Origin of the sequence: Streptomyces sp. NPDC016469 (assembly GCF_040632905.1) — a bacterium.
Lineage (GTDB): Bacteria > Actinomycetota > Actinomycetes > Streptomycetales > Streptomycetaceae > Streptomyces.
Genome location: NZ_JBEYCQ010000012.1, coordinates 150,533 through 173,269, shown reverse-complemented (window position 1 = coordinate 173,269; position 22,737 = coordinate 150,533). Strand labels below are relative to the sequence as shown.

Genomic DNA, 22,737 nt, shown 5'->3' with positions numbered 1-22,737 from the left:
TCGGGTGGCTAGCTTCCGGGGCATGACGCATGACTACCTGATCATCGGTGCGGGGCCCGCCGGACTTCAGCTCGCCTCCCTGCTGGAGCGGGACGGCGGGGACTACGTCGTCCTGGAGCGCGGCAGCGGTCCGGGTACGTTCTTCACCCGGTTCCCGAGGCACCGCTTCCTCATCTCGAACAACAAGGTGCACACGGGTTACGACGATCCGGAGCTGAGGCTGCGGATGGACTGGAACTCCCTGCTGAGCGACGATCCGGAGCTGTTGTTCACCCGGTACAGCCCCCGCTACTTCCCGCCCGCCGACGACCTGGTGCGCTATCTGAGGGACTTCGCCTCCCGGACCGGGGTGCGCGTGCGGTACGACACGGAGGTGACGAACGTCTCCAGGCACGGGGAGGGGTTCGCCGTCACCGATCACACCGGCACGGTGTGGCGGGCCCGGCATCTGGTGGTCGCCACCGGGATGCCCGTCCCGAACCTGCCCGCGATCCCGGGCGTCGAACTCGCCGAACGCTACGACACGATCGACACCGATCCCCAGTCCTTCACCGACCAGCGGGTACTCATCATCGGCCGGGGCAACTCCGCCTTCGAGACGGCCGAGAACCTGATGGAGACGGCGGCGGTCATCCACCTCGTCGGCTCGGGCTCCCTGAAGATGGCCTGGCGGACTCACTACGTGGGACACCTGCGCGCTGTCTACAACAACTTCCTGGACAGCTACCAGCTGAAGTCGCAGAACGCCCTTCTCGACGGCCGGGTCCTCGCCATCCGGCGTGATCAGGACGGTTTCCACGTTCCGGTCGCCTTCGAGCGGGTCGACGAGGTCGTCAAGGAGATCCGTTACGACCGGGTGATCGTCGCGACCGGCTTCCGGTTCGACGCCTCGGTCTTTGACGACAGCTGCGCACCGGACCTGGTCGTCGACGGCCGTTTCCCCGAGCTGACGCCGCTCGGCGAGTCGGTCAACGTACCGGGTCTCTATTTCGCGGGGACGCTGATGCAGGGGCGCTCCTTCGGGAAGGCGACGACCGGCTTCATCCACGGCTTCCGTTACGCGGTGCGCGCGCTGCACCGCGGCCTGCGGCAGCGCCACGCCGGCGTGCCCTGGCCCACGACGGTGCTCGGGGATTCCACCGAGCGGGCCGTCGACGCGGTGATCAGCCGGGTGAACCGTTCCTCGGCACTGTGGCAGCAGTTCGCCGTCCTCGGTGACCTGCTGCTGCTCACCCCCGACGGCACGTTCCGCTACGCCGAGGAGGTGCCCGTGGATCATGTGCCTGGGGCGGTACGGGCCGGGGACTTCGGCGAGGTGGAGGCGTACGCGGTGATCACCCTGGAGTACGGGGAGGACCACGACCGGGTGGACCCGTTCGACGTGTCGGCGGGCCGCAAGTCCCAGCAGGACGTGTCGGGTCTGGACGGCCGCTATCTGCATCCGGTCGTCCGCTGGTACCGGGACGGCGAGTTCGTGGCCGACCACCACCTCACCGAGAATCTGGAGAACGAGTGGGACAGCGAGGAGGTCCACCGCGCCCCGCTGGGTGCCTTCCTCACCGCCCGGCGCAGCCCGGCCGCCCCGGTGGCGCCGTGACGCTCCGCGAACTGTACGAAGAGGCCAGGAAGGTACTGGACCCGGTCGTCTACGACTACGTCGCCGGCGGCGCGGGCGAGGAGCGCGCCCTGGTCGAGAACGTGCGGGCGTTCGACCGGTACGCGCTGTTGCCGCGGGTGCTGAGCGGTGGCGAGGCGCGGGAGACCGGCGTCGATCTGCCGGGCGCCCCGCGTACGTCCCCGGTGATCGTGGCACCGACCGCCTTTCACCGGCTGGTGCACCGGGCCGGCGAGCGGGCGACGGCCCGTGCCACCGCGGCCGAGGGCGCCGTACTGGTGACGGGGACGGCGGCCACCATCGCGGTGTCCGATGTCGTCGCGGCGGCGCGCGAAGCGGCCTCCGACCCGGCGGTGTGGTTCCAGCTGTACCTGCATCCCCGCCGGAACGTCACCGGGGCGCTCGTCCGGCGCGCCGAGGACGCCGGCTGCACGGCCCTGGTGGTGACCGTCGACTCGCCGGTGTTCGGCCGGCACACGCGGGACCTGCGCAACGGGTTCACCGACCTGCCGCCCGGATACGCCGCGGAGAACATGCGCGACCTGCCCGGCGCCGGACCCGGTGCGCTCACCGCGATCCCGATGTCCGCCGCGCTCCGCTGGCCGGACTTCGCCGAGACCGTGCGCGGCACCTTGCTCCCCGTGCTGGTCAAGGGCGTCCTCCATCCGGACGACGCACGCCTCGCCGTCGAGCACGGCGCGGCCGGGGTGATCGTCTCGAATCACGGCGGCCGCCAGTGCGACGCGGCCCCGGCGGCCTTGGACTGCCTGCCGGCGGTCGTCGAGGCGGTCGCGGGCCGGGTCCCGGTCCTGCTCGACGGCGGGGTGCGCCGGGGCAGCGACGTCGCGGTGGCCCTGGCGCTCGGTGCGAGGGCCGTCGGCGTCGGGCGTCCCGTGGTGTGGGGGCTGGCCGCCGACGGGGAGGCGGGCGTGCGGCGGGTCCTCGCGACGCTGCGCGACGAGTTCGACCACACGCTCGCCCTGTGCGGTGGGCGCCGGAACGCCGATCTGAGGCCCGGCATGGTGGTACGGAAGGGTGGGACGTGGTGAAGGCCCGGGCGGGTACGGACACGTGGTGGCTGCCGCGCGCCGTGGTGGCGCTGCGTGTCCACCTCTTCGAGAAGGTCAACGGGGACCGGGCGGTGACCCTCCCGAACGCCAGGCATGGTCCTGAGGTGTTCGAGCGGGTCTACGCCCACCCCCACGCGGACGGCCGGAGCGAGGGGGCGGGTCTCTCCGATCTGTTCTGGTACTGGCTGGCGCCGGGGCCCGAGGTGCACCAGGAACACCTGGAGCCCGGTGGGCGCTACCAGGACGTGGCGGCGACGACGCGGCGCATCGTCGCCGGGAATTCGGCGGATCTCGCAGCGGCCGCCGCCCGTGCCGTCGCGGATGCGCTGGACGCGGTGCCGGACACGCGGATCAGTCTCGTACGGCTGCGGGACCTGGTGATGCCCGCGTGGGCCGCGTTCTGCTACGAGTTGGTCTTCCGGGAGCCGTGTCCGCCGCTGGCCCGGACCTTGATCACCGCGCACGCCGACGACGTGATATCCGCTCTGAAATGCACTGGTCTGCGCCATCCGCGCCGCCGGGCCCGGCTCACCGGCTACCTGCGGGACCGGGTGGCGGCCGGCCACGTACCGCACCGGCTGCCGGCCTCCCTGTCGGTGCCGGAGCAGGTGCACTACCTGCAGGGAACCTTCTTCAACACGGCGGTCGTGCAGTTGTCCGAGGCGACCGCGCACGTCCTGCTCGCTGTCGCCCGCCACCCGGAGGTGCAGCGGCGCCTGCGCTCGGACCCGGAGGACGACAGGTATCTGACGCGGGTGCTCGACGAGACGATGCGCCTGTATCCGCTGTTCGGCATCGCCCACCGCATCACCACCGGCGACATAGCCCTGGACGCGGAGACGGTTCTGCCGGCCGGTTCGGTGGTGTGCTTCAGCTATCCCGGCTACCACGCCACCGGATACGAACGGCCGGACGCGTTCGATCCGGACCGCTGGGCGGACCTGGCCGTCAAGGACACCCATCACATCCCGTACGGTGTGGCGGCCAACCGCCCCTGTCCGGCCTGGCGGCTGTCGCCGCTCGCGCTGCGCGCCGCGGTACGGGAGGTGCTGCGCCGCTTCCGGCTGGACTCGACGGCCTCCCACACCCGCTCCATTCCGCACCGGGCGCCTTGTCTGCTGATCCCGCACGGGCTGCCACCCCGGCCCCGCCGCCTGGGCGCGCTCCGCGGCTTCGTCCGGCTGCGGGACGGGGTGGAGGACGTCACCCGGGGCCTCCGCCAACTGGTCCTCGGCACGGTCATGGTCCTGCATGCCCGCAAGCAGCGCCCGGCCACGCGGTATTTCGAGGAGCGGCGGGCCGGAGGGTGTCCTGTCCCCCACGTGGAGAGAGGGAACGGATGACGCCCGCCCCACGAGCCGTGCCTGTCCTGCCGCGGGGTGAGCGCATGACCTCGCCGCTGATCACTCGGCCGCTGATGTTCTGGGCCGGGGTGGCCCTCACCTGTACGGGCGTCGGGCAGCACGTGTGGATGTTCGTCGATTCCAGGTCGATGGGCTTCCACATGGCGATGATGGGGATGTCCGGCGTGATGTGGGCCGCGATGGCCGCCATCATCGTGGGCGTGGTGATCTCCGGATGCGCGGTCGTGCAGAGTCCCGGTGCGCCTCCGGCCGGGGCCTCCGTCCCGGCCGGGACACCGCAGGCGCACCGGCGCCGTCTCATCGGTGTGCTGAGCTTCGCGCTGATGGTGGATCAGATGAAACCCGCGACTCTGGCGTTCATCCAGCCGGGCATGCGCGACGAGTTCCAGCTCAGCGCCGCCGAGATCTCCTGGCTGCCGACCGTCGCGCTGAGCGGCACCGTACTGGGGTCGCTGGTCGGGGGCCGCTCGGCCGACCGGATCGGACGCAGGGCGACGATCCTCATCGCGTCCCTGCTCTTCCTCGGGACGACGGTGTGCGGGGCCATGCCGACCTTCGGCGGCATCCTGGTGATGTGCGCGCTGATGGGGATGGCGGCCGGAGGCATGCTGCCCGTCGTGTACGCCCTGATGACCGAGAGTCTGCCGCCGGGACGGCGCGCCGCCGTCATGGTGCTGCAGGCCGGACTCACCACCACCGGTGGCTATATGGCGGCCGCCGGACTGGCCTCGTTGCTGATCCCGTTGACGGGGTGGCGTGTCCTGTGGTTCGCACAGCTCCCACTGGTGCTGATCCTCATCGCGCTGAACCGCTGGATCCCGGAGTCGGCGGCCTTCACCGCCCAACGGGCCCGGCGCGAGCACGTTCGCGCCTCTGCCCTGTTCAAGCACCCTCAGACGACCAGGACACTGGTCGTCAGCGGTTACGCCCTCGCCTGGGGGCTCGTCTACTGGGGTTTCATCACCTTCCTGCCCAGTCAGCTGGAGGCGTCGAACGAGGGAGGCATGTCCGCCGCCACCCTGCTGTTCCTCTCCTCGCTGCTGTCCGTCCCGACCTGTGTGGTGGCGGCGTGGCTCTACAAGCGCTGGTCGGCGAAGGGCACCATGGTCGTCTACGCGGCCCTCACTGTCGCGGCACTGCTCGTCCTCGCCGCGGTGGGAATGGACGGCAGCGAACCGGTTCTCATGACCGCCGTGATCCTGCTGTTCGCCGGTACCGCCGGGGTCATCGCACTCATCGGCCCCTACACGGCGGAGATCTTTCCCCTGGCCATCCGGGGAACCGCCGGCGGCTGGGCGGCGGCGGTCGGCAAGTCCGGCGGCGCCTTCGGGCCCCCGCTCATCGCTCTGGTGCTGTCGGCGCCGGGCGGCATGCGCACCGCCGCGCTGCTCGTGGCGCTGCCGATGGCCCTGGCGGGCGGTGCCGTCGCGCTGCGCGGCAGCAACCCGCGTACGGCTGAGGGACCCCCCGAAGAAGCCGCTCGGCTGGAGGCCGAACTCGACGATCTGGTGCGCGGCGAGGCCGTTGCCGTCGAGCGTGCCGATCCCACGGCACCCTCGGCGGGCCGGGACGGCGGCGCGCCCTGAGCGGTGGTGAAAGGTCCGGGCCCCGCCCTCGTCACGAGGGCGGGGCCCGGACCTTCCGCTATCTCCGCTGGGCGAGCCGCTGTTTGTCGGGCTTCCCGGCGGCCGTGAGCGGTACCTCTTCGATGACGGTGAGCCGGGTCGGAGCGCACTCCTCCCCCACGCCCGCTGCCACCAGCGCCCGCAGTTCGTCGAGGTCCGGGGTGCGATCGGATGCGGGCACGACGAATGCGTGGACGGCCTCGCCCGTACGGTCGTCCGGTACGGCTACGACGTACGCCTCGGCCACCGAGGGGTGGCTGCAGAGCAGCCGCTCGACGGGCCCGGCGTAGTACACGTTGGCGTTGACGATGATCACGTCCCGGGTGCGGCCCGTGAGCCACAGCCGGCCCGACGCGTCGAGGTGGCCGAGGTCGCGGGTGCGCACCCATCCGCCGGAGAACACATCGGCGGAGAGGGCGGGTTCCTGCCAGTAGCCATGGCTCTGGGAGGGGGTACGAGCGAAGAGTTCACCGTCGGTACCGTGCCGGACCGGGTGGCCCGAGGCGTCACGGATCTCCAGTTCCACTTGCACGGGCGGCACTCCGAGAGAGCCCGGCGGCTCCTCCGGGACGGCCATCGAGATCATGCCGGTCTCGGTCTGGCCGTAGCCGTGGAAGACGACCGGGCCGAGCACTTCGGTGGCCTCCCGCATGCGCCCCGGCTCCAGCGGCGACCCCGACACCATCAGCGCGCGCAGCTCGCCGAGGTCCACCGGCGCTGCGCGCTGCGCGGCCACGAGCCTCGTCAGCCGGGCGACCGTGATCACGCTCGCGGTCGCCCGGTGACGCACCAGGGCGTCGGGGAAGTCCGGAGGGTCGGCGGTGACGAGGGTGCCGCCGGCGGCGAGCGCCAGCAGCCCGTACTCCATCATCACCTGGCTGGCCAGGGTGCCGAACACCAGGAACCGGTCGAGGCGCCCGGCGAGTTCGCGGACGGCCGGCGGCCAGGCGTCCGGTCGGTGCGCCCATCCCGCGGTCATCGCCGCGTACGTCTGGGCGCAGGCTTTGGGGAGGCCGGTGCTGCCGCTGGTGTGCAGGAGCCGGGCGGTGTCCCCGGGCCGGGCCAGGACTCTCGGCCGGACGCCGTCGTCCGTCGCCGCCAGCAGCTCGTCGAGCGCGAGGACCAGGCCGTTCCCCCGGTCTCCGGCCTCGGGGGGCCGGTCGGTGACGGTCACGTCGACGTCTCGCACGATATGTTTCCGCTGCTCCTCGGTCAGGCCGGGCCGCACGCCGACGACACGCGCGCCGACGACGTGGGCGGCGATGATCGCAGTGAACGCTCCGGGGCCCACGCCCAGGAGCATGGCCACGCCGTCGCCGGGTCCGACGCCGTGTCCGCGCAGGCCGTTCACCGCGCGCCGCACGGTGCCGAGGAGCCGGGTACCGGAGATTTCCACGCCGGCATGCTCGAACACCGGCCGGTCGCCCGCCGCTTCGAGGATGTCCAGCACGGCACCGGGAAACTGCTCAGTCAAGGCACTCCTTCACGAAGTCGGTGAGCGGCTGCCGGTGGACCTCCGGCAGGTTCCAGTCGTTCTCCAGGTTCTCCGCCAGGTGGTGGGTGCCGGCGAGCACACCGTCCCGGTAGTGGCGGACGACGGGATGGAGATACGTGGAGTCCATGGCGTGGTCCACGTCGTTCTCGACGACGCGGGGGACGCCCACGTCGAACGGGTCGGCCTGGTCGTGTTCGGCTCCGTACTCCAGGTCGATGACGAACCGGTGCGTGGCGGGCCCGAGACCTCCGTCGGTGACGTAGTCCAGCGGAACCTCGGCCTGGTACACGGCCCGGTCGCCGTCCACGCCGACCACATCGCCGAGGAAGCCGAACTGCTGCCAGAGCGCCGACGAGCGGTTGACCCGGCCGATGACGGCGTCCGCGATCGCGTCCGGCGTCGCGGCGAGCGTCCGGTCAGGCCACGGGGTGTCGAGATGGCGAGCGCTGAGAATGCGGTGCAGAGCCCGTACCGCGTAACGGAAACCGTGGATGAAGCCGTTGGTGGACTTCTTGAAGTCCCGCTGCTGCATCAGCGTGCCGGCGAAGTAGAGGTCCGGCACGTTGACCGACTCGAATGACGAGGTCTGCTCGGGGAACCGGTCGTTGATGACGAGCGACGGGCGGCAGGTCTCCTCGAAGACCGACGCGTCGAAGCGGAAGCCGGTGCAGACGATGATCCGGTCGTAATGGAGCTCGCGCAACGGCTCGACGGTCCGCGCGTAGCGCAGCATGACCCGGTAGTCACCGCTCTCCGTCTTCTCGATGCTCTCGACGGTGCCGTCGAGCACCGCGTTCTGCGACTTGAGCTGGTAGGTGTCCAGGAAGTTGTTGTTCACCGCGCGCAGGTGCCCGAGGTAGTGGGTCTTCCAGGCGAGCCTGACCGAGTGCGGACCGGCGACATGGATGACCGCGGCCTTCTCGATGAGGCCGTCGGCGGTTTCGAACGCGGAGTTCCCCTTTCCGATGATCAGCACCCGCTGGTTGGTGAAGGAGGCCGGGTCCGGGTCGAAGGTGTCGTACCGCTCGGCGAGTTCGACTCCCGGGATGGGTGGCTCGTAGAGCCGGGAGATGCCCGTCGCCATGACGAGCCTCTTGGCCTGCCAGGTGCGTCCGTCGCCGCCGCGCACGGTGAAGACGCCGTCCGCCCGGCTGACCCGGACGACTTCCGTCCCGTACTCGACGCGCACGCCGGTACGGGCCGCGAAGTCGGCCAGGTAGCGCACGAAATCGTCCGCCGGTGGAAAGTAGCGCTCGCTGTACCGCGTGAAGCGCAGCTCCGGGTCATCGCTGAGCAGCGAGTTCCAGTCCATGCGCAGGTTGAGTTCCGGGTCGGTGAAACCTGTGTTGACCTTGTTGGTCGATATCAGCCGGCGATGGCGGGGATACCGGGTGAAGAAGGTCCCCGGGCCGCTCCCCCGCTCCAGGACGATGTAGTCGCGCCCGTCGCGTTCGAGCAGAGCGGCGAGCTGAAGTCCGGCCGGTCCGGCCCCGATGATGAGATAGTCGCGCACCATGGGCCGGACCGTAGCGACGCGAAATCAGAGGGCTCTGAGATTCGGTGGCCTTCTCTTCCCCCGCCCTCCCCCGCCGAGTGGCGCCACGGTCGGGCGGTACGGAGCCAGGCACCGCTGTCGGGAGGCAGAAGGCCGTCGTCGCTCAGGGGGTGGGAGCTGATGAGTACCCGCAGGTGGTGCGGAAGCCGGGTCGGTGTGGTGGACAAATTGATGACGCAGGTGAAGGTGTCACCGCGGGTGAAGGCGAGCACCCCCGGCGGGGAGTCGAGCCACTGGACGAGGCTGAGCGCGGTGAGACGGCCAGCGAGGGGGAGTCCGTCTTTTATCTCTAGATACCCCGCGCTGTCAACCCCTCTTCCTCGTGGCGGAGTCCGCGTCCTACGCTCGGACGGTGACGCACATGAGCTGGTCCGAACTGCTGCAGCTGGGCACGGCGGACCCCACCTTGACCTTCGCCCGCGAGAAGTGGACACAGCCGGGAAAGTTCGTCTGGGTGGCCCCCCGGGAAACCGTCACGGCCCCTACGGGAGAGCAGTACCCGCTCTGCGTCACGGTGTACTTCAAGGACGCCGACGACATCGTCAAGCCCTACCAGCCGAGCATGGACGGGATGACGGAGGCCGACGACTGGTACGTCGGGGTATCGGGCCGGCCACCCGGAGAGCGGTGAGCGGGTACGCGCCCACCGGCGGCCCGTGCCGGACGCGTAGGCGCCACCTCCCCCGGTGGCGCCTACGGAAAGCGTGTTACCAGGGGACCTCGCCCTCGTCATCGAAGAAGCGGCCCGTCGGCCCGTCGGCCGATACGGTGGCCAGTCGGATCGCGGCGGCCGCGCCCTGCTCGGGAGTACGCACCCCTCGGAAGCCGTTGAGGTCGGTCGCGGTGAAGCCGGGGCAGACGGCGTTGATCAGGATGTGGGTGCCGGCCAGCTCCTTGGCGTACTGCACGGTGACGGCGTTCAAGAAGGTCTTGGACGGCGCGTAGGCGATGGAGATCGGGCCGGTCTCGGCACCCGGGGTGGTCTGGAGCGTGAGGGATCCGACGCTGCTGGAGACGTTCACGATCCGCGGTGACGGCGAGCGCCGCAGCAGCGGCAGCAGGGCGTTGGTGACACGGATGACACCGATCACGTTGGTCTCCACCGCCGCCCGCACCCGGTTCACATCGACGGTGGTGGGCTCCTGCGGTGCGCCCCCGGTGATCCCCGCGTTGTTGACGAGCGCGTCGAGTCGTCCGGTCCTCTCCTCCATCAGCCGAGCCGCCGCGCTCACGCTCGCGTCGTCGGTCACGTCCAGCGGTACGCCGAACGCGTCGGCCCCGGCCGCGCGCAGCTCGTCCACGGCGGCCTCGCGCCTCGCATCGTCCCGCGCGCCGACCCCGACGGACCAGCCGAGGGCGCCGAGTCCGGCGGCTATCTCGTATCCGATGCCCTTGTTGGCCCCGGTCACCAGCGCGACCTTGGGGTGGTTCACGGTGTTCGTCTCAGTCATGGCATCGATACTTCTCCCCCTCGGGGCAGGACGTCCAAGACCGACCGGGTGGGCGGCGATACCGCCCGGGTATCGGTGCCGGCCGGCCCGGTTAGGGTGACGGGGTGGAGACACGTGAACTGCGGTACTTCGTCGCCGTCGCAGAAGAGCTGCACTTCGGCCGGGCCGCACACCGGCTCGGGATCGCCCAGCCCCCTCTGTCCCGGGCGATCAGCGGGCTGGAGCGACGCCTGGGCACCGTACTGCTGGAGCGCGGCAGTCGGGGCGCTTCACTGACCGGGGCCGGTGCGGTGCTGCTCCAGGAGGCACGCGTCGCGCTGGACGCCGTCGAGGCCGCCGAACGACGCACCCGCCGCGTCGCCCTCGCCGCGGCCGGCCGGCCCACCGTGGTCCTGGCCGCGAAGGCGGGGGCCTCCAGTGAACTGCTGGCGAAACTCCTCGATGCCTACGCCGCCCAGCCCGACGCCGTCGCCGTGGACGTGGTGCTGTGCGGGCCGGGCGAGCAGGCACCGGTGCTGCGAAAGGGCCAGGCCGACGTAGCCCTGCTGCACCGGCCCTTCGACGACACGGCCGGCCTCGACACCGAGGAGCTGTACACCGAGGGCCAGGTCGTGATCCTCCCGGCCGGCCACCCCCTCGGCGCCCGCCCACACCTGCGGCTCGCCGAGGTCAGTGACCTTTCCGACCTCCCTCTCCCCCGCTGGCCACGCCCCGACGGCACCTTCCCCGACGGCCCCGGGCCCCAGGTGCGCGACCACACCCAACTCACCCAGCTCATCGCTCTCGGGCGCGCCTGCGCGGTCGTCCCGGAGTCGGGCCGCAGCGGCCTGGGCAACGGCCTCGCAGCCGTACCGGTCTCCGACGCGCCTCACGTCACCACGGTCATCGCGTGGCCTCCGCACAGCCGCTCGACGGCGGTCGCGGGGCTGGTACGCGCCGCCACTGCTCTGTGACCGACGGCGGTGAACTGCCGCAACCGCGCCTCGTGCTGGGGTACCGGGCTGTGGCAGCGCGTCGGGACGGCATCGAGGTCCGTCCGCGCGAAGCTCCTGTGCGGTCAGCGGGTGGCGACGCGCGATGCGGTCCGGGCCGGCTTCGAAGAGCGCCCACGCCTTCCCGCGAACCCTGTCGACCAGGATGAGGCTGCCGTGGAGGCTCAGTCGTGCGTTGGGGTAGAGCGCCCCCCACTAGTCCGCGGCCATGTCGTTCCGTGCGAAGTCCGGCAGTTCGTCGGAGAGCAGGTCGTCGGCGCCGTGGTCGAGGAGGCGTTGCATCTCGGTGGACCGGGGCAGCATCGACTCCTCGTAGGCGCGGAGGGCGTCATCGACAGTCTCGTGCTGTACGAGGGCGAGTGCGAGTTCGCAGGCGTCCAGCATGGCGAGGTTGACGCCGACGCCGAGCGGCGGCATGAGGTGTGCGGCATCACCGAGGAGCGTGACCGCGGACTGGTGGTCCCAGGTGTGCGGGACGGGCAGGGCGTGAATGGGGCGGTCGATGTACAGGCCGTCGTTGTCGGTGAGCAGTCGGCGCAGGCTCGGTGCCCAGTCTCGGTAGCGCTCCAGCAGCAGGGAACGGATGGCGGTGGTGTCTTCGACGGTCAAGCCGGCTGCGGTGATCCAGTCCACGGGGACGCGCTGGATGATGTAGACGCGCACGTGGTCGCCGCTGTTGCGTTGGGCGAAGAGGCCGCGCTCACCGTCGGCGGCCGCGGCGCTGCCCTGGCCGACGAGTTCGGCGATGTCGGGGTGCTTGTTCTCGATGTCTTGGAACCAGGCTTCGAGGAAGCTGATCCCGCTGTACTGGGGAGTGGCACCCGAAAGAGCGCGGCGGACCTCGGACCAGGCACCGTCGGCGCCGATCACGAGATCGGCCTCGACGACGGTGCCGTCGGCGAAGCGCAGCAGACGTGGACCGGCTGCGGGGCCGTCGACGGAGCGCAGGGTGTGACCCCAGCGCACCGTGTCGGGCTTCAGGGAGTTGAGGAGGAGCTCGCGCAGCGTGCCGCGGTCTATCTCCGGCTTGAAACGTTCGCCTTCGTCAGGGGTGTGGTGGAAGAGGACGGTGCCGCCGGCCGCGTCCATCTGACGCATTTCCTGGCCCTCGGGCCGGGCCAGGCGGAAGAAGTCGTCGAGAAGTCCGGCTTCGCGGAGGGCGATCTGCCCATTGTCCTCGTGCAGGTCGAGTGTGCCGCCCTGGTTGCGGGCGGCGGGGCCGGAGTCGTGGTCGTAGACCGTGACGGTGATGCCGTGTCGTTGCAGGATGCGTGCGCAGGTCAGGCCGCCGGGACCGGCGCCGATGATCGCGATGCGCGGGGCAGGGGTGGTGCTCATGGTGGGGCTCCGTTCGTGGTGCGTGGGGAGTGCGGTGAGCGGCGTCGGCCCATGAGTCCACGGAGGGGTTCGACGACATGCCGAATCGCCCCTTCATGGGGTTGATGGTCGAAGCGCCGAAGCAGGACGCACAGGCTTCGTCGACTGCCACTTCAGAAAAGCACACCGAATCCATAAGTGCAACGACTCAACTTTTAAAACTGAGCGACCGAAGGGTAGTCTTGGTTTATGACCCACACCGAGACCGGGCACGCACCGATGGGCCGCCGCGAACGCAAAAAGGCCGCCACACGCCAGGCCATCGCGGACGCCGCACTGCACCTGTTCTTGGAGCGCGGCTACGACGATGTCGGCATCCGTGAGATCGCGGACGCCGCCGACGTGTCCACCACCACGTTGTTCAAGCACTTCCCGGTCAAGGAGGCACTCGTTTTCGACGAGGACGCCGACCACAGGGCGCGCCTGCTGGCCGCCGTGCGTGAGCGCCCCGAGGGGCAGTCGATTCCCGCAGCGCTGCGCGAGCACGCGCTGCGCCACCGCATGGCCTCACCCGACGACGACACCCGCTTCGCCGCCTTCTTCAAGCTGGTGAACAGCACCCCGGCTCTCCGCGACTACCAGCAGGGCATGTGGCTGCGCCACGCCGACGCCCTCACCACGGTCATCGCCGAGGAGAGCGGCCTGCCGCCCGACGACCCCGCATGCGTCGCCCTGGCTCATTTCGCCCTCGAAGCACCCCGCGCGGCCCGCGGACACGACGATCCCCGTCAAGTGGTCACTCGCGCCTTCGATCTACTCGAATGCGGCTGGCCGCCTCTCCCCGCGTCCGGATGAGCCTCCTGCCCTGCGGTTCGAGCGGAGCGAGGACCGGTCCGGGAGAAGCAGGAACATCCGGAAACGGGGTCGCGGACCTGGGTCATCGCCCGAAGGCGGCCCTTCGGACGGTCCGCTGTCGGGCGAACGGCCCGCACAGGGCTGCCCATTGCAGGAGCAGGATGGTTTTGCCGTCGGTGCTGCGCCCGTCGCGTGTCATGGCGAGGGCCTCGGCGAAGGGACGCTCCAGAACTTCGATGCCCTCGCCCTCTTCCTCGACTCCTCCGCCCACGCCGGCCCGGTCGGACGGAGTGCAGGAAGCCGCGAAGAGGTGGCGGCTCGGTGACGGAGCCCGGGTTCATGCAGGCGTCGAGGATGCGGGTGAGCGGGCCGAGCCTGACGCCCGGTTCTTCTTCGCTCTCGCGGCGGACCGCGGTGTGCGGGTCTTCCTCGTCGAGCAGTCCGGCCGCTGCCTCGATGAGCATGCCGTCGGGGTGCCCGTTCACGTAGGCGGGGTGGCGGAACTGGCGGGTGAGCAGGACGAGGCCGCGCCCGGTGTCGTAGGTCAGGACGACGGCACCGTCGCCGCGGCATGCCCGGCGCCGGTTGACGCACTTCGGCCGCTTCGACGAGGTTGCGCCAGGGGTGCCCTCTGCGGCGATGCAGAGGTGCAACGGCTGCGGACTCGGGCCGGGTTCACAGGGTGTCAGCGCGTAGACGTGCGTACGTCACTCGTGGATGCCGGGGCCGTCCGGTGCCTCTGCGGCGGAGTCAGGACATGGCGGGCCGCCTAGGACAGGGCCGTTGCGCGGGTGACAGCGCGGGTGAGGTCCGGGCGGCTGAGGGCCTCGGTGCTGTCGATGAACTGATCCACGGCGCCGGTCGCCGGCAGAGCGAGGACGGCCGGGTCGGTGACGCGGGCGGTCAACGCCCCGGCAAGGCGTTCGGCGCGCAGCACCTGGAACGGCCTGTCGTGGTAGGGCCGTGTCGCGGGGTCGACGGGATCGCAGAGGCCGAGGCGATTCTGCTCGGAGGCGACGGTCTCGTAGGCGTGGGCGAGGTGGTGCTCGCGGGTGTGCCAGTCGGCCGCGGCAAGGGCGGCGGCGAGGACCGGGGTGAGGGCGGGGCCCTGGGGAGTGAGGGCGAAGGCACTGCCGAGCCATTTGCCGTACGGCGGGTAGCGGCGGTCCATGAGCAGGCAGAGCCGCATCAGATCGCGCACCAGCCGGGCGGCGACGACGGCGGAGCCGAGTTCGTCGCCCACCTCGCCGCAGCGCCCGACGAAGGCTTCCTCCTGGGCGATACGCTGCCACTGGCAGGCCAGAAGGTACAGCCAGAGGTCATCGGGGTACCAGCCGAGGACGGTCCGGGCCGGCCCGAGGTGGCCGAGGCCGTCGTGGAAGACGGCGCCGGCCGTGACCTCGGCAAGACGCTGGGTGGGTGTGGCCAGCCAGTCCTCCAGGGTGACGCCCAGGCCCGGGTCGAATCCCAGCCGCGCGGTGAACCAGGTGCTCGCGTCGGTGACTTCCACCCGGTGACGCACCGGTCCCTCGGTCGCCCGCATGACTCCGATGCCCGCGTCGCCGGTCTCGGCGAAGTGCGTGGGGTAGCCGCAGAACGACTTCGGCAGGCGTTCGGAGAGCAACGCCGTGATCGCCGCCCCGTGACGGGCGGCGTCCCGCGGGTGCAGGAAGACCTGCAGACGGGGACCCCACTCGTGGTCGGCGGAACGGGCGGTGTCGAACCCGAGGACTTCCGAACCGCTGCCGAGACGGGCGGCGGAGTGCGTCAGCCCGGGGACGGCCTCGTCCAGCAGCGGCCACACGGCTTCGAGGTAGAAGCGACGCGAGAGTTCCAGTCCGGGAACGAACGGCGGTGTGGTCATACCGACGAGGATGCCGCACCGGCGGTGACCGGTCGAAGGCATTTCCGCGCCCGTCAAAGCGTCCATGCGGTTCGACTCGCGCCTCGTCGCCCCTGTAGTGATCTTCCCTCGCGCCCGCGGCTTCCCGGCAGGGACGGCAGCATGCCGGCTCCCTTCGGGCGCCCTGGTCATGGCGTTTCGAGTTGGGGCAGAGGACGGGCAGCCGGTCATCGGCTGCACCGATCGTTCCTCGTAGTCGGCCCTGTCCGGATCCGCCGGTAGTGCCAGGGTCCGTCCACCCTTCCGCGCCTGCTTGAACCGCAGTCCGCCCCGGTACAGGAACGACATGACCACCCATGAGATCGGCCCGCGCATGGTGGGCGAGCGGCTGATGTACAACCGAGCTGTCCGCGTCGACGACCCGCTCAGTTGGCGGTTCGTCTCCGGACACGAAGCTCGCGACGACGACGGCGGCATCGCGTACCGGGGAGACATGGCCGGACAGATGAGACTGACGCTGCAGCGGCTGGGTGAAACGGTCGCAGAGGCAGGGATGGCGATGGCCACGTGGTGCAGATCCGGATCATCACCACCGACCTCGCCTCGTGCAAGGCACACTACGAGGTGCTCCTGGACGGACTCGCGGCTGCGGGCTGTCGGCCGACCAGCCTGCTGGCAGAAGTCAGCGCCTTGTCCGATCCGGACATGCTCATCGAGATCGAGGCCGTGGCGGTGCGCTGAGCCGATGAGGGCATCAGCGTGTTTCCGACCAACCACCGTCTTCGCGGGAAGGGCGTGCGGGCGCGAAGCGATGAGGCGTCGATCGGCTGCGCCAGGGGGCCGGCGCTTCAGCGTCCAGCGGGAAGGCACACCAGCATGTGGCGGTACGGTGCTTGTGGCGGAAGGGGAGGTGAGCGCAATGGGGATGAGCCGCGCGGAGGCAGTCGTGCTCGTGCAGCGCATCATGGATGCGGACTTCGTCTCCGATGACGCGATGGCGGAATCGATGGAGAGGCTCGACAGAGCCCTGGTGTGTCCCTCCGGTCACATCAGTGACTTGATCTACTGGCCTCCGGAGCGGGAGCTCTCGGCTGACGAGGTGGTCGATCAGGCCCTGGCGTATCGGCCGATCGCATGCTGAGGCGGAGGTCCGGCGGTTTGAAGGGCTGACCACCGCTGGTACGCAACGCGGGCTTCGTTCACACTGGCCGAGTCGACCTCGTTCTGTTCCCCCTGCTCCCCGACGACTCCGCCGTGACGGGCGCCCTCCGGCGCATGTCTGTTCCCTGCCGGCAGTGCCGCGGGAGCCGGTCGATGCGGCAGTGGTGTCCTTCTCGGGAACCGGTCCCTTCTCGACGCCCTTGCTCTCGCGGTGACGCTCCTGGCTACCGCCTGGTGCACCCTCTCGATTTCCTGGGGTACCGCCGCCACGCCCCCGTGCCCCAGCGGTGTGCCCCCTTGGTGGCCGGGATTCGTCCCTGCTCCGGGGTTCTGAGAGGCCGGCTCCGGCAGGGCGTGGTTCGGGCGAACGGTCGGCGCGTGCCACATCGTCGTCAACCGAAGGGCGGGGCTTACGCTTTGTGGGTCACCCACAGCGCTTCGGCCGGCCAGTGGTGTGCCCAGTCGGGTGGGTCCGTCTTGTTGTAGCCGTTGGCCGCTTCGGGGTCGGGGCGCGGTTCGATGAGGTCGTCGATGACGAGCCCTGCGCCGCGCAGGACCCTGATCCAGTCGCCGTAGGTGAGCTGGTAGCTGACCGCGCCCTGGTCCTCATCGATGGTGTCCAGGCCGAAGTAGTCCCGTTGCAGCGTGGTGGTCGCGCGGCTGGTGGCTTCGTCGTAGCAGGCTTCGAACCAGGGGCTGGCGACGTTGAACACCAGGCGCCCGCCACGCCGCAGTACGCGGGCGGCCTGCGGTACGGCCAGGTGCGGGGGCGCCCAGCTGAGCCCGCCGTAGTCGCAGAACACCAGGTCGAAGCTGTCGGCGGCGAACGGAAGGTGTTCGGCGGCACCCTGCACCAGCGGGTAGCGGGCCGCCCCCATCGCGCGAGCCGCTGCGGCAAGCTGCTCCTCGGACAGGTCGAACCCGACCACCTCGGCACCCTCGGCGGCGAGCGCCCTGGACCACTGGCCGGCGCCGCAGCCGAGTTCCAGGACACGCTTGCCGGTGACGTCACCCAGCGCTCGCAGATGCGCGTCGGGGATCGCGTACGTGCCCCACAGTCGGGGCGTCGCACCGATCCGCGCGTCGTGTCTGTGCTGGTAGGCGTCGCTGATCCGATTCCAGAACCGCCTGTTGCCGGAGATGCTGTCCACGGACCGACCCAAGCACCACCTGCCGGGGGCGGTCAACGTGTTTGTGCTGGGCGGGCGGCGCGCCCCGGGGGCATACGGAGCAGAGCGGTCCACAGGAAACCGGTGCCGAAGAGTGGTGACTCGGGCGGTTCGTCGCGCATGCGGCGGAGTTCGACTTCCGCGAGGTCGGAGAAGATCCAGCGCAGCGACTCAGGGGTGTAGGCGAGGCCACCCCGTAGCCGGCGTTCGCGGTAGAGATCCGCGTCGGCGAGCTGGGTGCCCATCCCCTCCTCACCGGCCGCGAAGCAGGTCAGGGCGAGATGGCCGCCGGGGGTCAGGACGCGGTCGAGCAGGGCGAGGTAGCTCACCCTGCGGTGCGGTGCCAGATGGTGGAAGCACCCGGAGTCGATGACCAGGTCGTACGGTCCACTCACCTCCGTGGCCGGCAGGGAGAACGCGTCGCCGCACACGAAGCGGGCATCGGCCCCCACATCGGCCGCGCGTTCCCGGGCCCACGCGATGGCCACCGGGGAGAGATCCACGGCGTCGACCTCGAATCCGCGCGAAGCCAGGTACAGGGCGTTGCGGCCCGCCCCGCATCCCAGATCCAGGGCCCGGCCGGGCGCGATCAGGCCCTGGTCGAGATAGCCGGCCAGGCTCTCGTCCGGCTTCAACGGGAAGAACGGAACGGGCTTCGACCTGTCGGCGTAGAACCGGTCCCAGAAATCCCGGCCGTCCCCGGCCGCCAAGTGGCCGCTCCCGGCTTCGGAGACGAACAACCCGTCCAGGAGCGCGAGAACATCCTCGACAGTACGCACGGTCCGGTCCATCCGGGCCCCCTTTCGATCACGTCCGACCCTAGGAGCGCGGGCAACGAAAGGCCAGGTCGACCCATGTGCAGCGGCCGCCGTACCGCCCCGCTCCCGCCCTGCGTGGACCACACCGGCATCACAGCGCCCGTCCCGGCACCCACGCCCGTTCAGCCGCGAGTCACGGGCCTTGAACGGGCGGTTCCCAGCCGCGCCGGGCGAACGATTCCCACGAGTCCGCGCTTCGGCCACAGACGGGCCGGTCCGAAGCGCGGATCGTCCGGGGAGGCTGTCACACCGATGAGTTCACCGTTCACGAGCAGTCTGCCCGGTGATCCAACCCTTCCCGACAGGAGCGCCATGTCCACCATTCAGCCAGTGATCCTCACCGCCCACCAGGACGTCCTGGCCGGCTTCTATACGAAGCTGTTCGGCGCCGAGGAGATCTTCCGGGTGCCGGCGGACGGCCCGGCGTTCTACCTCGGCCTGCGCATCGGCGACACCGACCTCGGGTTGGTGGCCAAGGAGGAAGCGGGGGACGGCGCGGCACCCCGGATGCTGCTCAGCATCGGTGTGGAGGATGTCGACGCGACACTCGGGCGCGTGGAGGCGCTGGGCGGGTCGGTCAGCGGCGGCCCGAACGACATGCCGTGGGGGCAGCGCGTCGCCCACATCCTGGACCCCGACGGCAACCCGGTGAACCTCACGCAGCCGATCCGGACTCCGTGACTCTTCCGGGCGTTCGCGCCGGCCGTGGGTGACCTGTGGTGCCGTCGGCCGGCGGCGAACGCCCGGGACGGGGGCGGGGCTACCGGCGGGCGGTCTCCTGGACGGTGAGCAGCGATCCGCCCTCCAGCACGGCGGTCACCACTCGTACGCCCACGGTGGAACCGTCCACGAGGTGACGTTCCACGAAGCGGTACACGTCCGGGGTGACTCCGGTGACTTCCTCGATCCGAATCGACAAGCCCGGGCTGCTGCCGCCCGCACCACGCAGGGCTTCCCGTAGCGTCTCGAGGTCGAGTACCTCTCCGTCCGTGGTCACGAGTACGAATGACTCGTGGTGTGCGTCCAGGAACGCGTCGAGGTCCGCGGTCGTTCCGTCTCTCAACCACGCAGCCAGCCGGTCGTGGTGACGGGCCAGGAAGTCGTCGTTCATCTGCCCATTGTGGCAGGCCAGTTGCACCCGCACGGGGGCCGGGCAGGCAACCTTCCGTACCAGCCATTCGTCCTGTACTGCATGCGAATCTCTTTCCTCATCCACAACGCGTACGCGATCGGAGGGACGATCACCACCACGTTCAACTTGGCTCGCGCACTGGCCGATCGGCACGATGTGGAGATCATCTCCGTGCTCCGGAGCAGGGAACGCCCGAGCATCGCCCTCGATCCGCGTGTGCGGCTCCGGCCCCTGGTGGATCTGCGGCACGAGAAGGACGACCCGCGACATCTGACCCCGGCGAAGGTGTTTCCCTCGTCCGAGTACCGCTATGGCGAGTACAGCGCGCTGACCGATGAACGCATCGGCGAAGCGCTGGCCTCGCTCGACGCCGATGTCGTCGTGGGGACGCGGCCCGGGCTCAATGTCCACCTGGCTCTCCACGCGCCTGCGCATTCGGTGCGGGTCGGCCAGGAACATCTCACCCTGAACCACCACCCCCCTCGGCTGCGCAAGGCGCTGCGCCGCGCCTATCCGCGGCTGGACGCGGTCACCCCTGTCACGGAGGCCGACTCGGCCGTCTACCGGCGCAGGATGCGGCTGCCGGGTGTTCGAGTGCAGGCGCTGCCCAACAGTGTCCCTGCCCCGGCCCTCGCGCCGGCGGACAGCCGGGGGCGCATCGTGGTCGCCGCCGGGCGGCTGGCGCCGGTGAAGCGGTTCGACCTGCTGATCGATGCCTTCGCCGCGGTCGCGGCGGCGTATCCCGACTGGCAGTTGCGCATCTACGGCAGGGGCGAGGAACGGGAGCGGCTGCGCGCGCTCATCGACCGGCTCGGATTGTACAACAACGTGTTCCTGATGGGTGCGGTGGCCCCGATGGAGGCCGAGTGGGTCAAGGGGTCGGTCGCGGCGGTGACCTCCGATCTCGAGTCCTTCGGCATGGCCATCGTCGAGGCGATGAGCTGCGGGCTGCCGGTCGTGAGCACTGACTGCGCGTACGGCCCCGGCGAGATCATCACTGACGGGGAGGACGGCCGGCTGGTGCCCGTCGGAGACCGGGACGCGTTGGCCGGCGCTCTGCTGGACCTCGTCGGCGATGACGAGATGCGCCGCCGCATGGGGCGTAACGCGCTGGAGAACTCCCGGCGTTACGGCCCCGCACACGTCGTGGTCCAGGCGGAACGGCTGTTCGAGGAGCTGCTGGCCGACCGGCGTGCGGGCCGGGCGGTGGCCGGGGCGGGCAGCGCCTTGGCGAGCAGCGGTTTCGCGGCCCGGGACACCATGCTCATCGCGGCCGGCAGTGTCGTGAGGGCCGTGCGGAAGGCGCGACGATGAGGGGCGACGGCGAGCATGTGAACGGACTGCCGGAGCAGCCCCGGGCCGCGGTGACGGCGCAGGCCGGAGGGCGTTTGCTCATACGCGTCCAGCTGTCCCGGCCCGCCTCGGCGGATCCGCGGCTGCTGCTTCAGCCCCGTCCGGGGAAGGGGCAGCCGGAGGAGGCCGGACGCTCGCTCGTACTGGAGCCCGCGGGGCCGGACGAGTGGCAGAGCGTGCTGGAGGCCGACCCTGCCCTCGATGAGGGCCGTTGGGATGCCTATGTCGTGGCCGGGCCGGGCGAGGCTCGCGTGCCGTTACTGCCCGGCCTGCGCGATCTGCGCGGGCTGATGTCCGGTGGGGACGCCGTACGGGGCGCGCCGGTGGCGGTCCGCATCCCGTACGCCACCAAGGACGGCCGGCTCGCCGTACGGGCCTGGCGGCGCGCCCCGCACGCGGAGGCCGGCCGGATCACCGTCGGATCCGACGCGATGACGGTGGCGGCGCGGCTGTACGGTGCCGGGCTCGGCGAAGGCGCGGAGGTGTCGCTGAACCGGCGCGGGCGCGAAACCGCGGTGGCGCGGATCGGGCTGAGCGCCGAGGGGGACCAGGACTTCTCGTTCACCGTCGCCTACGCGGACCTCTTGGCGGAAGGGGTGGGAAGTACACCGGTGGTGTGGGACGTGTTCGTCCATCCGTCGGCCGGTGCGCCCCGGGTTCGGGTGGCCCGGCTGCTGGACGACATCGCGGACCGGAAGGCGGTGTTCGTCTACCCGGCCACCACGCTGGGCGAGCTGACGGTGCGCCCGTACTACACCCTCGACAACGACCTCTCCGTGGAGATCGCACCGCGGCCTTGACGGTGCACGTGCCTCGTTGTCGGAGTTACGCGGCAGTACGTGATCAGCTCACCGGGGCCTCCGCGTGCGTACGTGGAGGCCCCGGTGAGCTGACGTGTCACTGCCCGTCGCGCAGCCGGGCCGCCAACGCGCGGCCAGGGGTTCCGTCTCCTCGGCGTGCCCCAGGGCGGCCAGGCGCGGGACCGCCGCGTCGAGGCGGGCGAGGGCGGAGGCGGTCCGTTCCAGGTAGATGCCCTCCACGACGCCCGCGAGCCGGACGCACTCGGCCCACTCCGTGGCGTTCTCCGGTCCCGGCTCCCCGATCCGGCCAAGGGCCTTCTCCAGGGCGGTCAGGGCGTCCTCGTACTGCCCGGCGTAGGCGTCGACCCGGCCGTGTTCGTAGGCGAGGGCGGTCTCCAGGGAGCGGCCGTGGGGCTGGTACCCGGCGGCGCGGGCCTCGTCGGCCATCCGGTCGGCGTCCGTGAAGCGGGCGAGGGCGTCGGGAAGCCCGTCGGCGCCCTGCTGCTCGGCCCGGAGGCGGGCGAGCTCGCGCAGGGCGTTGCTGAGCTGTTCGAAGCGCGGGGCGCGCGAGTGGGCGGCGAGCGCCCGGCCGATGGCCCCGCCGGCCCGGTCGAAGTCGCCCGCCTCGCCGAGAAGCACGGCCGTCTCGGCGCCGATCATGGCGTGGCTCCCGGGGTCGTCGTCCCAGTCCGCCGACTCGGCGGCGAGGGCGATGGAGTCCTCGATCCGTCCCAGTTCCAGGCTGAGCCGGGCGGCGTTGCTGTACGTGCAGAACGCGCCCATCCGCTACCCGCGGCGGAGGTCCAGTTCGGCGGAGCGCGTCAGGTGCCGCAACGCTTCGTCGGGGCGGCCCAGGTGCATGCACGCCTCGGCCAGGTCGCCGTGGAGACTGGCGGTGTCGGCGACCACGACGGGCCACTCGGCGGCCAGGCGTACGGCCTCGGACAGCCCCGTGTGCGCCGCCTGCGCGTCCCGCAGGCCGAGCTGGATCCGGCCGCGCAGTCCGAGGGTGCGGGGCAGGTGCCAGGCGGGGCCGTGCTGCCGCAGGCGGTCGAGGAGGGCATCGAGCTCGGCGAGAGCGGTGGGCAGCTCGCCGGAGATGGCGTGGGTACCGGCCCGCAG

General features: G+C 70.9%; 19 protein-coding genes and 3 pseudogenes. 12 read left to right on the top strand and 10 right to left on the bottom strand.

Annotated elements, in window-relative coordinates:
- The first annotated feature begins 22 nt into the window (after nt 1-22).
- The 4 genes from ABZ565_RS16390 to ABZ565_RS16375 are packed head-to-tail and all read left to right on the top strand — an operon-like array spanning nt 23 to nt 5,635.
- Nucleotides 23-1,597: an FAD-dependent oxidoreductase gene (locus ABZ565_RS16390; RefSeq protein ID WP_361026327.1), complete on the top strand. Its 1,575-nt coding sequence runs from the start codon at nt 23-25 to the stop codon at nt 1,595-1,597.
- Entirely contained in the window at nt 1,594-2,664 is a 1,071-nt protein-coding gene (locus ABZ565_RS16385; RefSeq protein WP_361026324.1) for an alpha-hydroxy acid oxidase, read from the top strand. The genes ABZ565_RS16390 and ABZ565_RS16385 overlap by 4 nt, the downstream gene beginning before the upstream one ends.
- Nucleotides 2,658-4,028, top strand: a complete 1,371-nt coding sequence (locus ABZ565_RS16380; protein WP_361026321.1) for a cytochrome P450 — start codon at nt 2,658-2,660, stop codon at nt 4,026-4,028. The genes ABZ565_RS16385 and ABZ565_RS16380 overlap by 7 nt, the downstream gene beginning before the upstream one ends.
- Before the next feature lie 44 nt (nt 4,029-4,072).
- Nucleotides 4,073-5,635: an MFS transporter gene (locus ABZ565_RS16375; protein WP_361026318.1), complete on the top strand. Its 1,563-nt coding sequence runs from the start codon at nt 4,073-4,075 to the stop codon at nt 5,633-5,635.
- A 58-nt stretch (nt 5,636-5,693) separates the two neighbouring features.
- Here ABZ565_RS16375 and ABZ565_RS16370 read toward each other — a convergent pair whose 3' ends face one another.
- The gene (locus ABZ565_RS16370; protein WP_361026315.1) at nt 5,694-7,148 is read right to left on the bottom strand and encodes a fatty acid--CoA ligase family protein; all 1,455 of its coding nucleotides are present in this window, start codon (nt 7,146-7,148) and stop codon (nt 5,694-5,696) included.
- On the bottom strand, nt 7,141-8,685 hold the full coding sequence (locus tag ABZ565_RS16365; RefSeq protein WP_361026312.1) for an NAD(P)-binding domain-containing protein: 1,545 nt from the start codon (nt 8,683-8,685) through the stop codon (nt 7,141-7,143). Before ABZ565_RS16365 ends, ABZ565_RS16370 begins: the two co-directional genes overlap by 8 nt.
- A gap of 400 nt (nt 8,686-9,085) precedes the next feature.
- Here ABZ565_RS16365 and ABZ565_RS16360 point away from each other — a divergent pair, with 400 nt between their 5' ends.
- Nucleotides 9,086-9,355, top strand: coding sequence for a hypothetical protein (locus ABZ565_RS16360; RefSeq protein ID WP_361026482.1), 270 nt, complete (start codon nt 9,086-9,088; stop codon nt 9,353-9,355).
- Nucleotides 9,356-9,431: 76 nt separating this feature from the next.
- Here ABZ565_RS16360 and ABZ565_RS16355 read toward each other — a convergent pair whose 3' ends face one another.
- The gene (locus ABZ565_RS16355; RefSeq protein ID WP_361026309.1) at nt 9,432-10,175 is read right to left on the bottom strand and encodes an SDR family oxidoreductase; all 744 of its coding nucleotides are present in this window, start codon (nt 10,173-10,175) and stop codon (nt 9,432-9,434) included.
- Between the two features lie 104 nt (nt 10,176-10,279).
- Between ABZ565_RS16355 and ABZ565_RS16350 the strand changes: the two genes are divergently transcribed.
- Nucleotides 10,280-11,128 carry a LysR family transcriptional regulator gene (locus tag ABZ565_RS16350; protein WP_361026306.1) on the top strand — a complete coding sequence of 283 codons (849 nt, stop codon included), beginning with the start codon at nt 10,280-10,282 and terminating at the stop codon, nt 11,126-11,128.
- A gap of 234 nt (nt 11,129-11,362) precedes the next feature.
- On the opposite strand, the gene ABZ565_RS16345 is transcribed toward ABZ565_RS16350, so the two are convergent.
- Nucleotides 11,363-12,505 carry an NAD(P)/FAD-dependent oxidoreductase gene (locus ABZ565_RS16345; protein ID WP_361026302.1) on the bottom strand — a complete coding sequence of 381 codons (1,143 nt, stop codon included), beginning with the start codon at nt 12,503-12,505 and terminating at the stop codon, nt 11,363-11,365.
- 228 nt (nt 12,506-12,733) lie between these two features.
- Between ABZ565_RS16345 and ABZ565_RS16340 the strand changes: the two genes are divergently transcribed.
- Nucleotides 12,734-13,339, top strand: a complete 606-nt coding sequence (locus ABZ565_RS16340; RefSeq protein ID WP_361026299.1) for a TetR family transcriptional regulator — start codon at nt 12,734-12,736, stop codon at nt 13,337-13,339.
- An 82-nt stretch (nt 13,340-13,421) separates the two neighbouring features.
- Here the strand turns inward: ABZ565_RS16340 and ABZ565_RS16335 are convergent.
- Together ABZ565_RS16335 and ABZ565_RS16330 are read right to left on the bottom strand one after the other, a co-directional pair.
- A pseudogene (locus ABZ565_RS16335) lies at nt 13,422-13,908 on the bottom strand (NUDIX domain-containing protein); the annotation flags it as partial.
- Nucleotides 13,909-14,108: 200 nt separating this feature from the next.
- Nucleotides 14,109-15,203 (bottom strand): DUF4037 domain-containing protein, encoded by a 1,095-nt coding sequence (locus tag ABZ565_RS16330; protein WP_361026296.1) that lies wholly within the window; start codon nt 15,201-15,203, stop codon nt 14,109-14,111.
- 325 nt (nt 15,204-15,528) lie between these two features.
- Here ABZ565_RS16330 and ABZ565_RS16325 point away from each other — a divergent pair.
- A pseudogene (locus ABZ565_RS16325) lies at nt 15,529-15,923 on the top strand (Rid family hydrolase).
- A gap of 178 nt (nt 15,924-16,101) precedes the next feature.
- Nucleotides 16,102-16,323: an e9imm peptide gene (locus ABZ565_RS16320; protein WP_361026293.1), complete on the top strand. Its 222-nt coding sequence runs from the start codon at nt 16,102-16,104 to the stop codon at nt 16,321-16,323.
- A 430-nt stretch (nt 16,324-16,753) separates the two neighbouring features.
- Here ABZ565_RS16320 and ABZ565_RS16315 read toward each other — a convergent pair whose 3' ends face one another.
- Both ABZ565_RS16315 and ABZ565_RS16310 read right to left on the bottom strand, forming a co-directional pair.
- Complete coding sequence (locus tag ABZ565_RS16315; protein WP_361026290.1) at nt 16,754-17,494, bottom strand: class I SAM-dependent methyltransferase; 741 nt, start codon at nt 17,492-17,494, stop codon at nt 16,754-16,756.
- Nucleotides 17,495-17,526: 32 nt separating this feature from the next.
- Complete coding sequence (locus ABZ565_RS16310; protein WP_361026287.1) at nt 17,527-18,303, bottom strand: methyltransferase domain-containing protein; 777 nt, start codon at nt 18,301-18,303, stop codon at nt 17,527-17,529.
- Between the two features lie 339 nt (nt 18,304-18,642).
- Between ABZ565_RS16310 and ABZ565_RS16305 the strand changes: the two genes are divergently transcribed.
- Nucleotides 18,643-19,011: a VOC family protein gene (locus ABZ565_RS16305; RefSeq protein WP_361026284.1), complete on the top strand. Its 369-nt coding sequence runs from the start codon at nt 18,643-18,645 to the stop codon at nt 19,009-19,011.
- A gap of 79 nt (nt 19,012-19,090) precedes the next feature.
- Here ABZ565_RS16305 and ABZ565_RS16300 read toward each other — a convergent pair whose 3' ends face one another.
- Entirely contained in the window at nt 19,091-19,441 is a 351-nt protein-coding gene (locus tag ABZ565_RS16300) for a hypothetical protein (RefSeq protein WP_361026281.1), read from the bottom strand.
- A gap of 81 nt (nt 19,442-19,522) precedes the next feature.
- Here ABZ565_RS16300 and ABZ565_RS16295 point away from each other — a divergent pair, with 81 nt between their 5' ends.
- Both ABZ565_RS16295 and ABZ565_RS16290 read left to right on the top strand, forming a co-directional pair.
- Nucleotides 19,523-20,776, top strand: a complete 1,254-nt coding sequence (locus ABZ565_RS16295) for a glycosyltransferase family 4 protein (protein WP_361026278.1) — start codon at nt 19,523-19,525, stop codon at nt 20,774-20,776.
- Nucleotides 20,773-21,615: a hypothetical protein gene (locus ABZ565_RS16290; RefSeq protein ID WP_361026275.1), complete on the top strand. Its 843-nt coding sequence runs from the start codon at nt 20,773-20,775 to the stop codon at nt 21,613-21,615. Before ABZ565_RS16295 ends, ABZ565_RS16290 begins: the two co-directional genes overlap by 4 nt.
- Before the next feature lie 97 nt (nt 21,616-21,712).
- Here ABZ565_RS16290 and ABZ565_RS16285 read toward each other — a convergent pair.
- Nucleotides 21,713-22,737, bottom strand: a pseudogene (locus tag ABZ565_RS16285) (tetratricopeptide repeat protein); the annotation flags it as partial.

Excerpts from the sequence above, each read along its gene's own strand:
- ABZ565_RS16390 (WP_361026327.1), top strand. The coding sequence starts at position 23 with ATGACGCATGACTACCTGATCATCGGTGCGGGGCCCGCCGGACTTCAG.
- ABZ565_RS16375 (WP_361026318.1), top strand. The coding sequence starts at position 4,073 with ATGACCTCGCCGCTGATCACTCGGCCGCTGATGTTCTGGGCCGGGGTG.
- ABZ565_RS16365 (WP_361026312.1), bottom strand. The coding sequence starts at position 8,685 with ATGGTGCGCGACTATCTCATCATCGGGGCCGGACCGGCCGGACTTCAG.
- ABZ565_RS16360 (WP_361026482.1), top strand. The coding sequence starts at position 9,086 with ATGAGCTGGTCCGAACTGCTGCAGCTGGGCACGGCGGACCCCACCTTG.
- ABZ565_RS16355 (WP_361026309.1), bottom strand. The coding sequence starts at position 10,175 with ATGACTGAGACGAACACCGTGAACCACCCCAAGGTCGCGCTGGTGACC.
- ABZ565_RS16345 (WP_361026302.1), bottom strand. The coding sequence starts at position 12,505 with ATGAGCACCACCCCTGCCCCGCGCATCGCGATCATCGGCGCCGGTCCC.
- ABZ565_RS16340 (WP_361026299.1), top strand. The coding sequence starts at position 12,734 with ATGACCCACACCGAGACCGGGCACGCACCGATGGGCCGCCGCGAACGC.
- ABZ565_RS16330 (WP_361026296.1), bottom strand. The coding sequence starts at position 15,203 with ATGACCACACCGCCGTTCGTTCCCGGACTGGAACTCTCGCGTCGCTTC.
- ABZ565_RS16320 (WP_361026293.1), top strand. The coding sequence starts at position 16,102 with ATGGGGATGAGCCGCGCGGAGGCAGTCGTGCTCGTGCAGCGCATCATG.
- ABZ565_RS16310 (WP_361026287.1), bottom strand. The coding sequence starts at position 18,303 with ATGGACCGGACCGTGCGTACTGTCGAGGATGTTCTCGCGCTCCTGGAC.
- ABZ565_RS16305 (WP_361026284.1), top strand. The coding sequence starts at position 18,643 with ATGTCCACCATTCAGCCAGTGATCCTCACCGCCCACCAGGACGTCCTG.
- ABZ565_RS16300 (WP_361026281.1), bottom strand. The coding sequence starts at position 19,441 with ATGAACGACGACTTCCTGGCCCGTCACCACGACCGGCTGGCTGCGTGG.
- ABZ565_RS16295 (WP_361026278.1), top strand. The coding sequence starts at position 19,523 with ATGCGAATCTCTTTCCTCATCCACAACGCGTACGCGATCGGAGGGACG.
- ABZ565_RS16290 (WP_361026275.1), top strand. The coding sequence starts at position 20,773 with ATGAGGGGCGACGGCGAGCATGTGAACGGACTGCCGGAGCAGCCCCGG.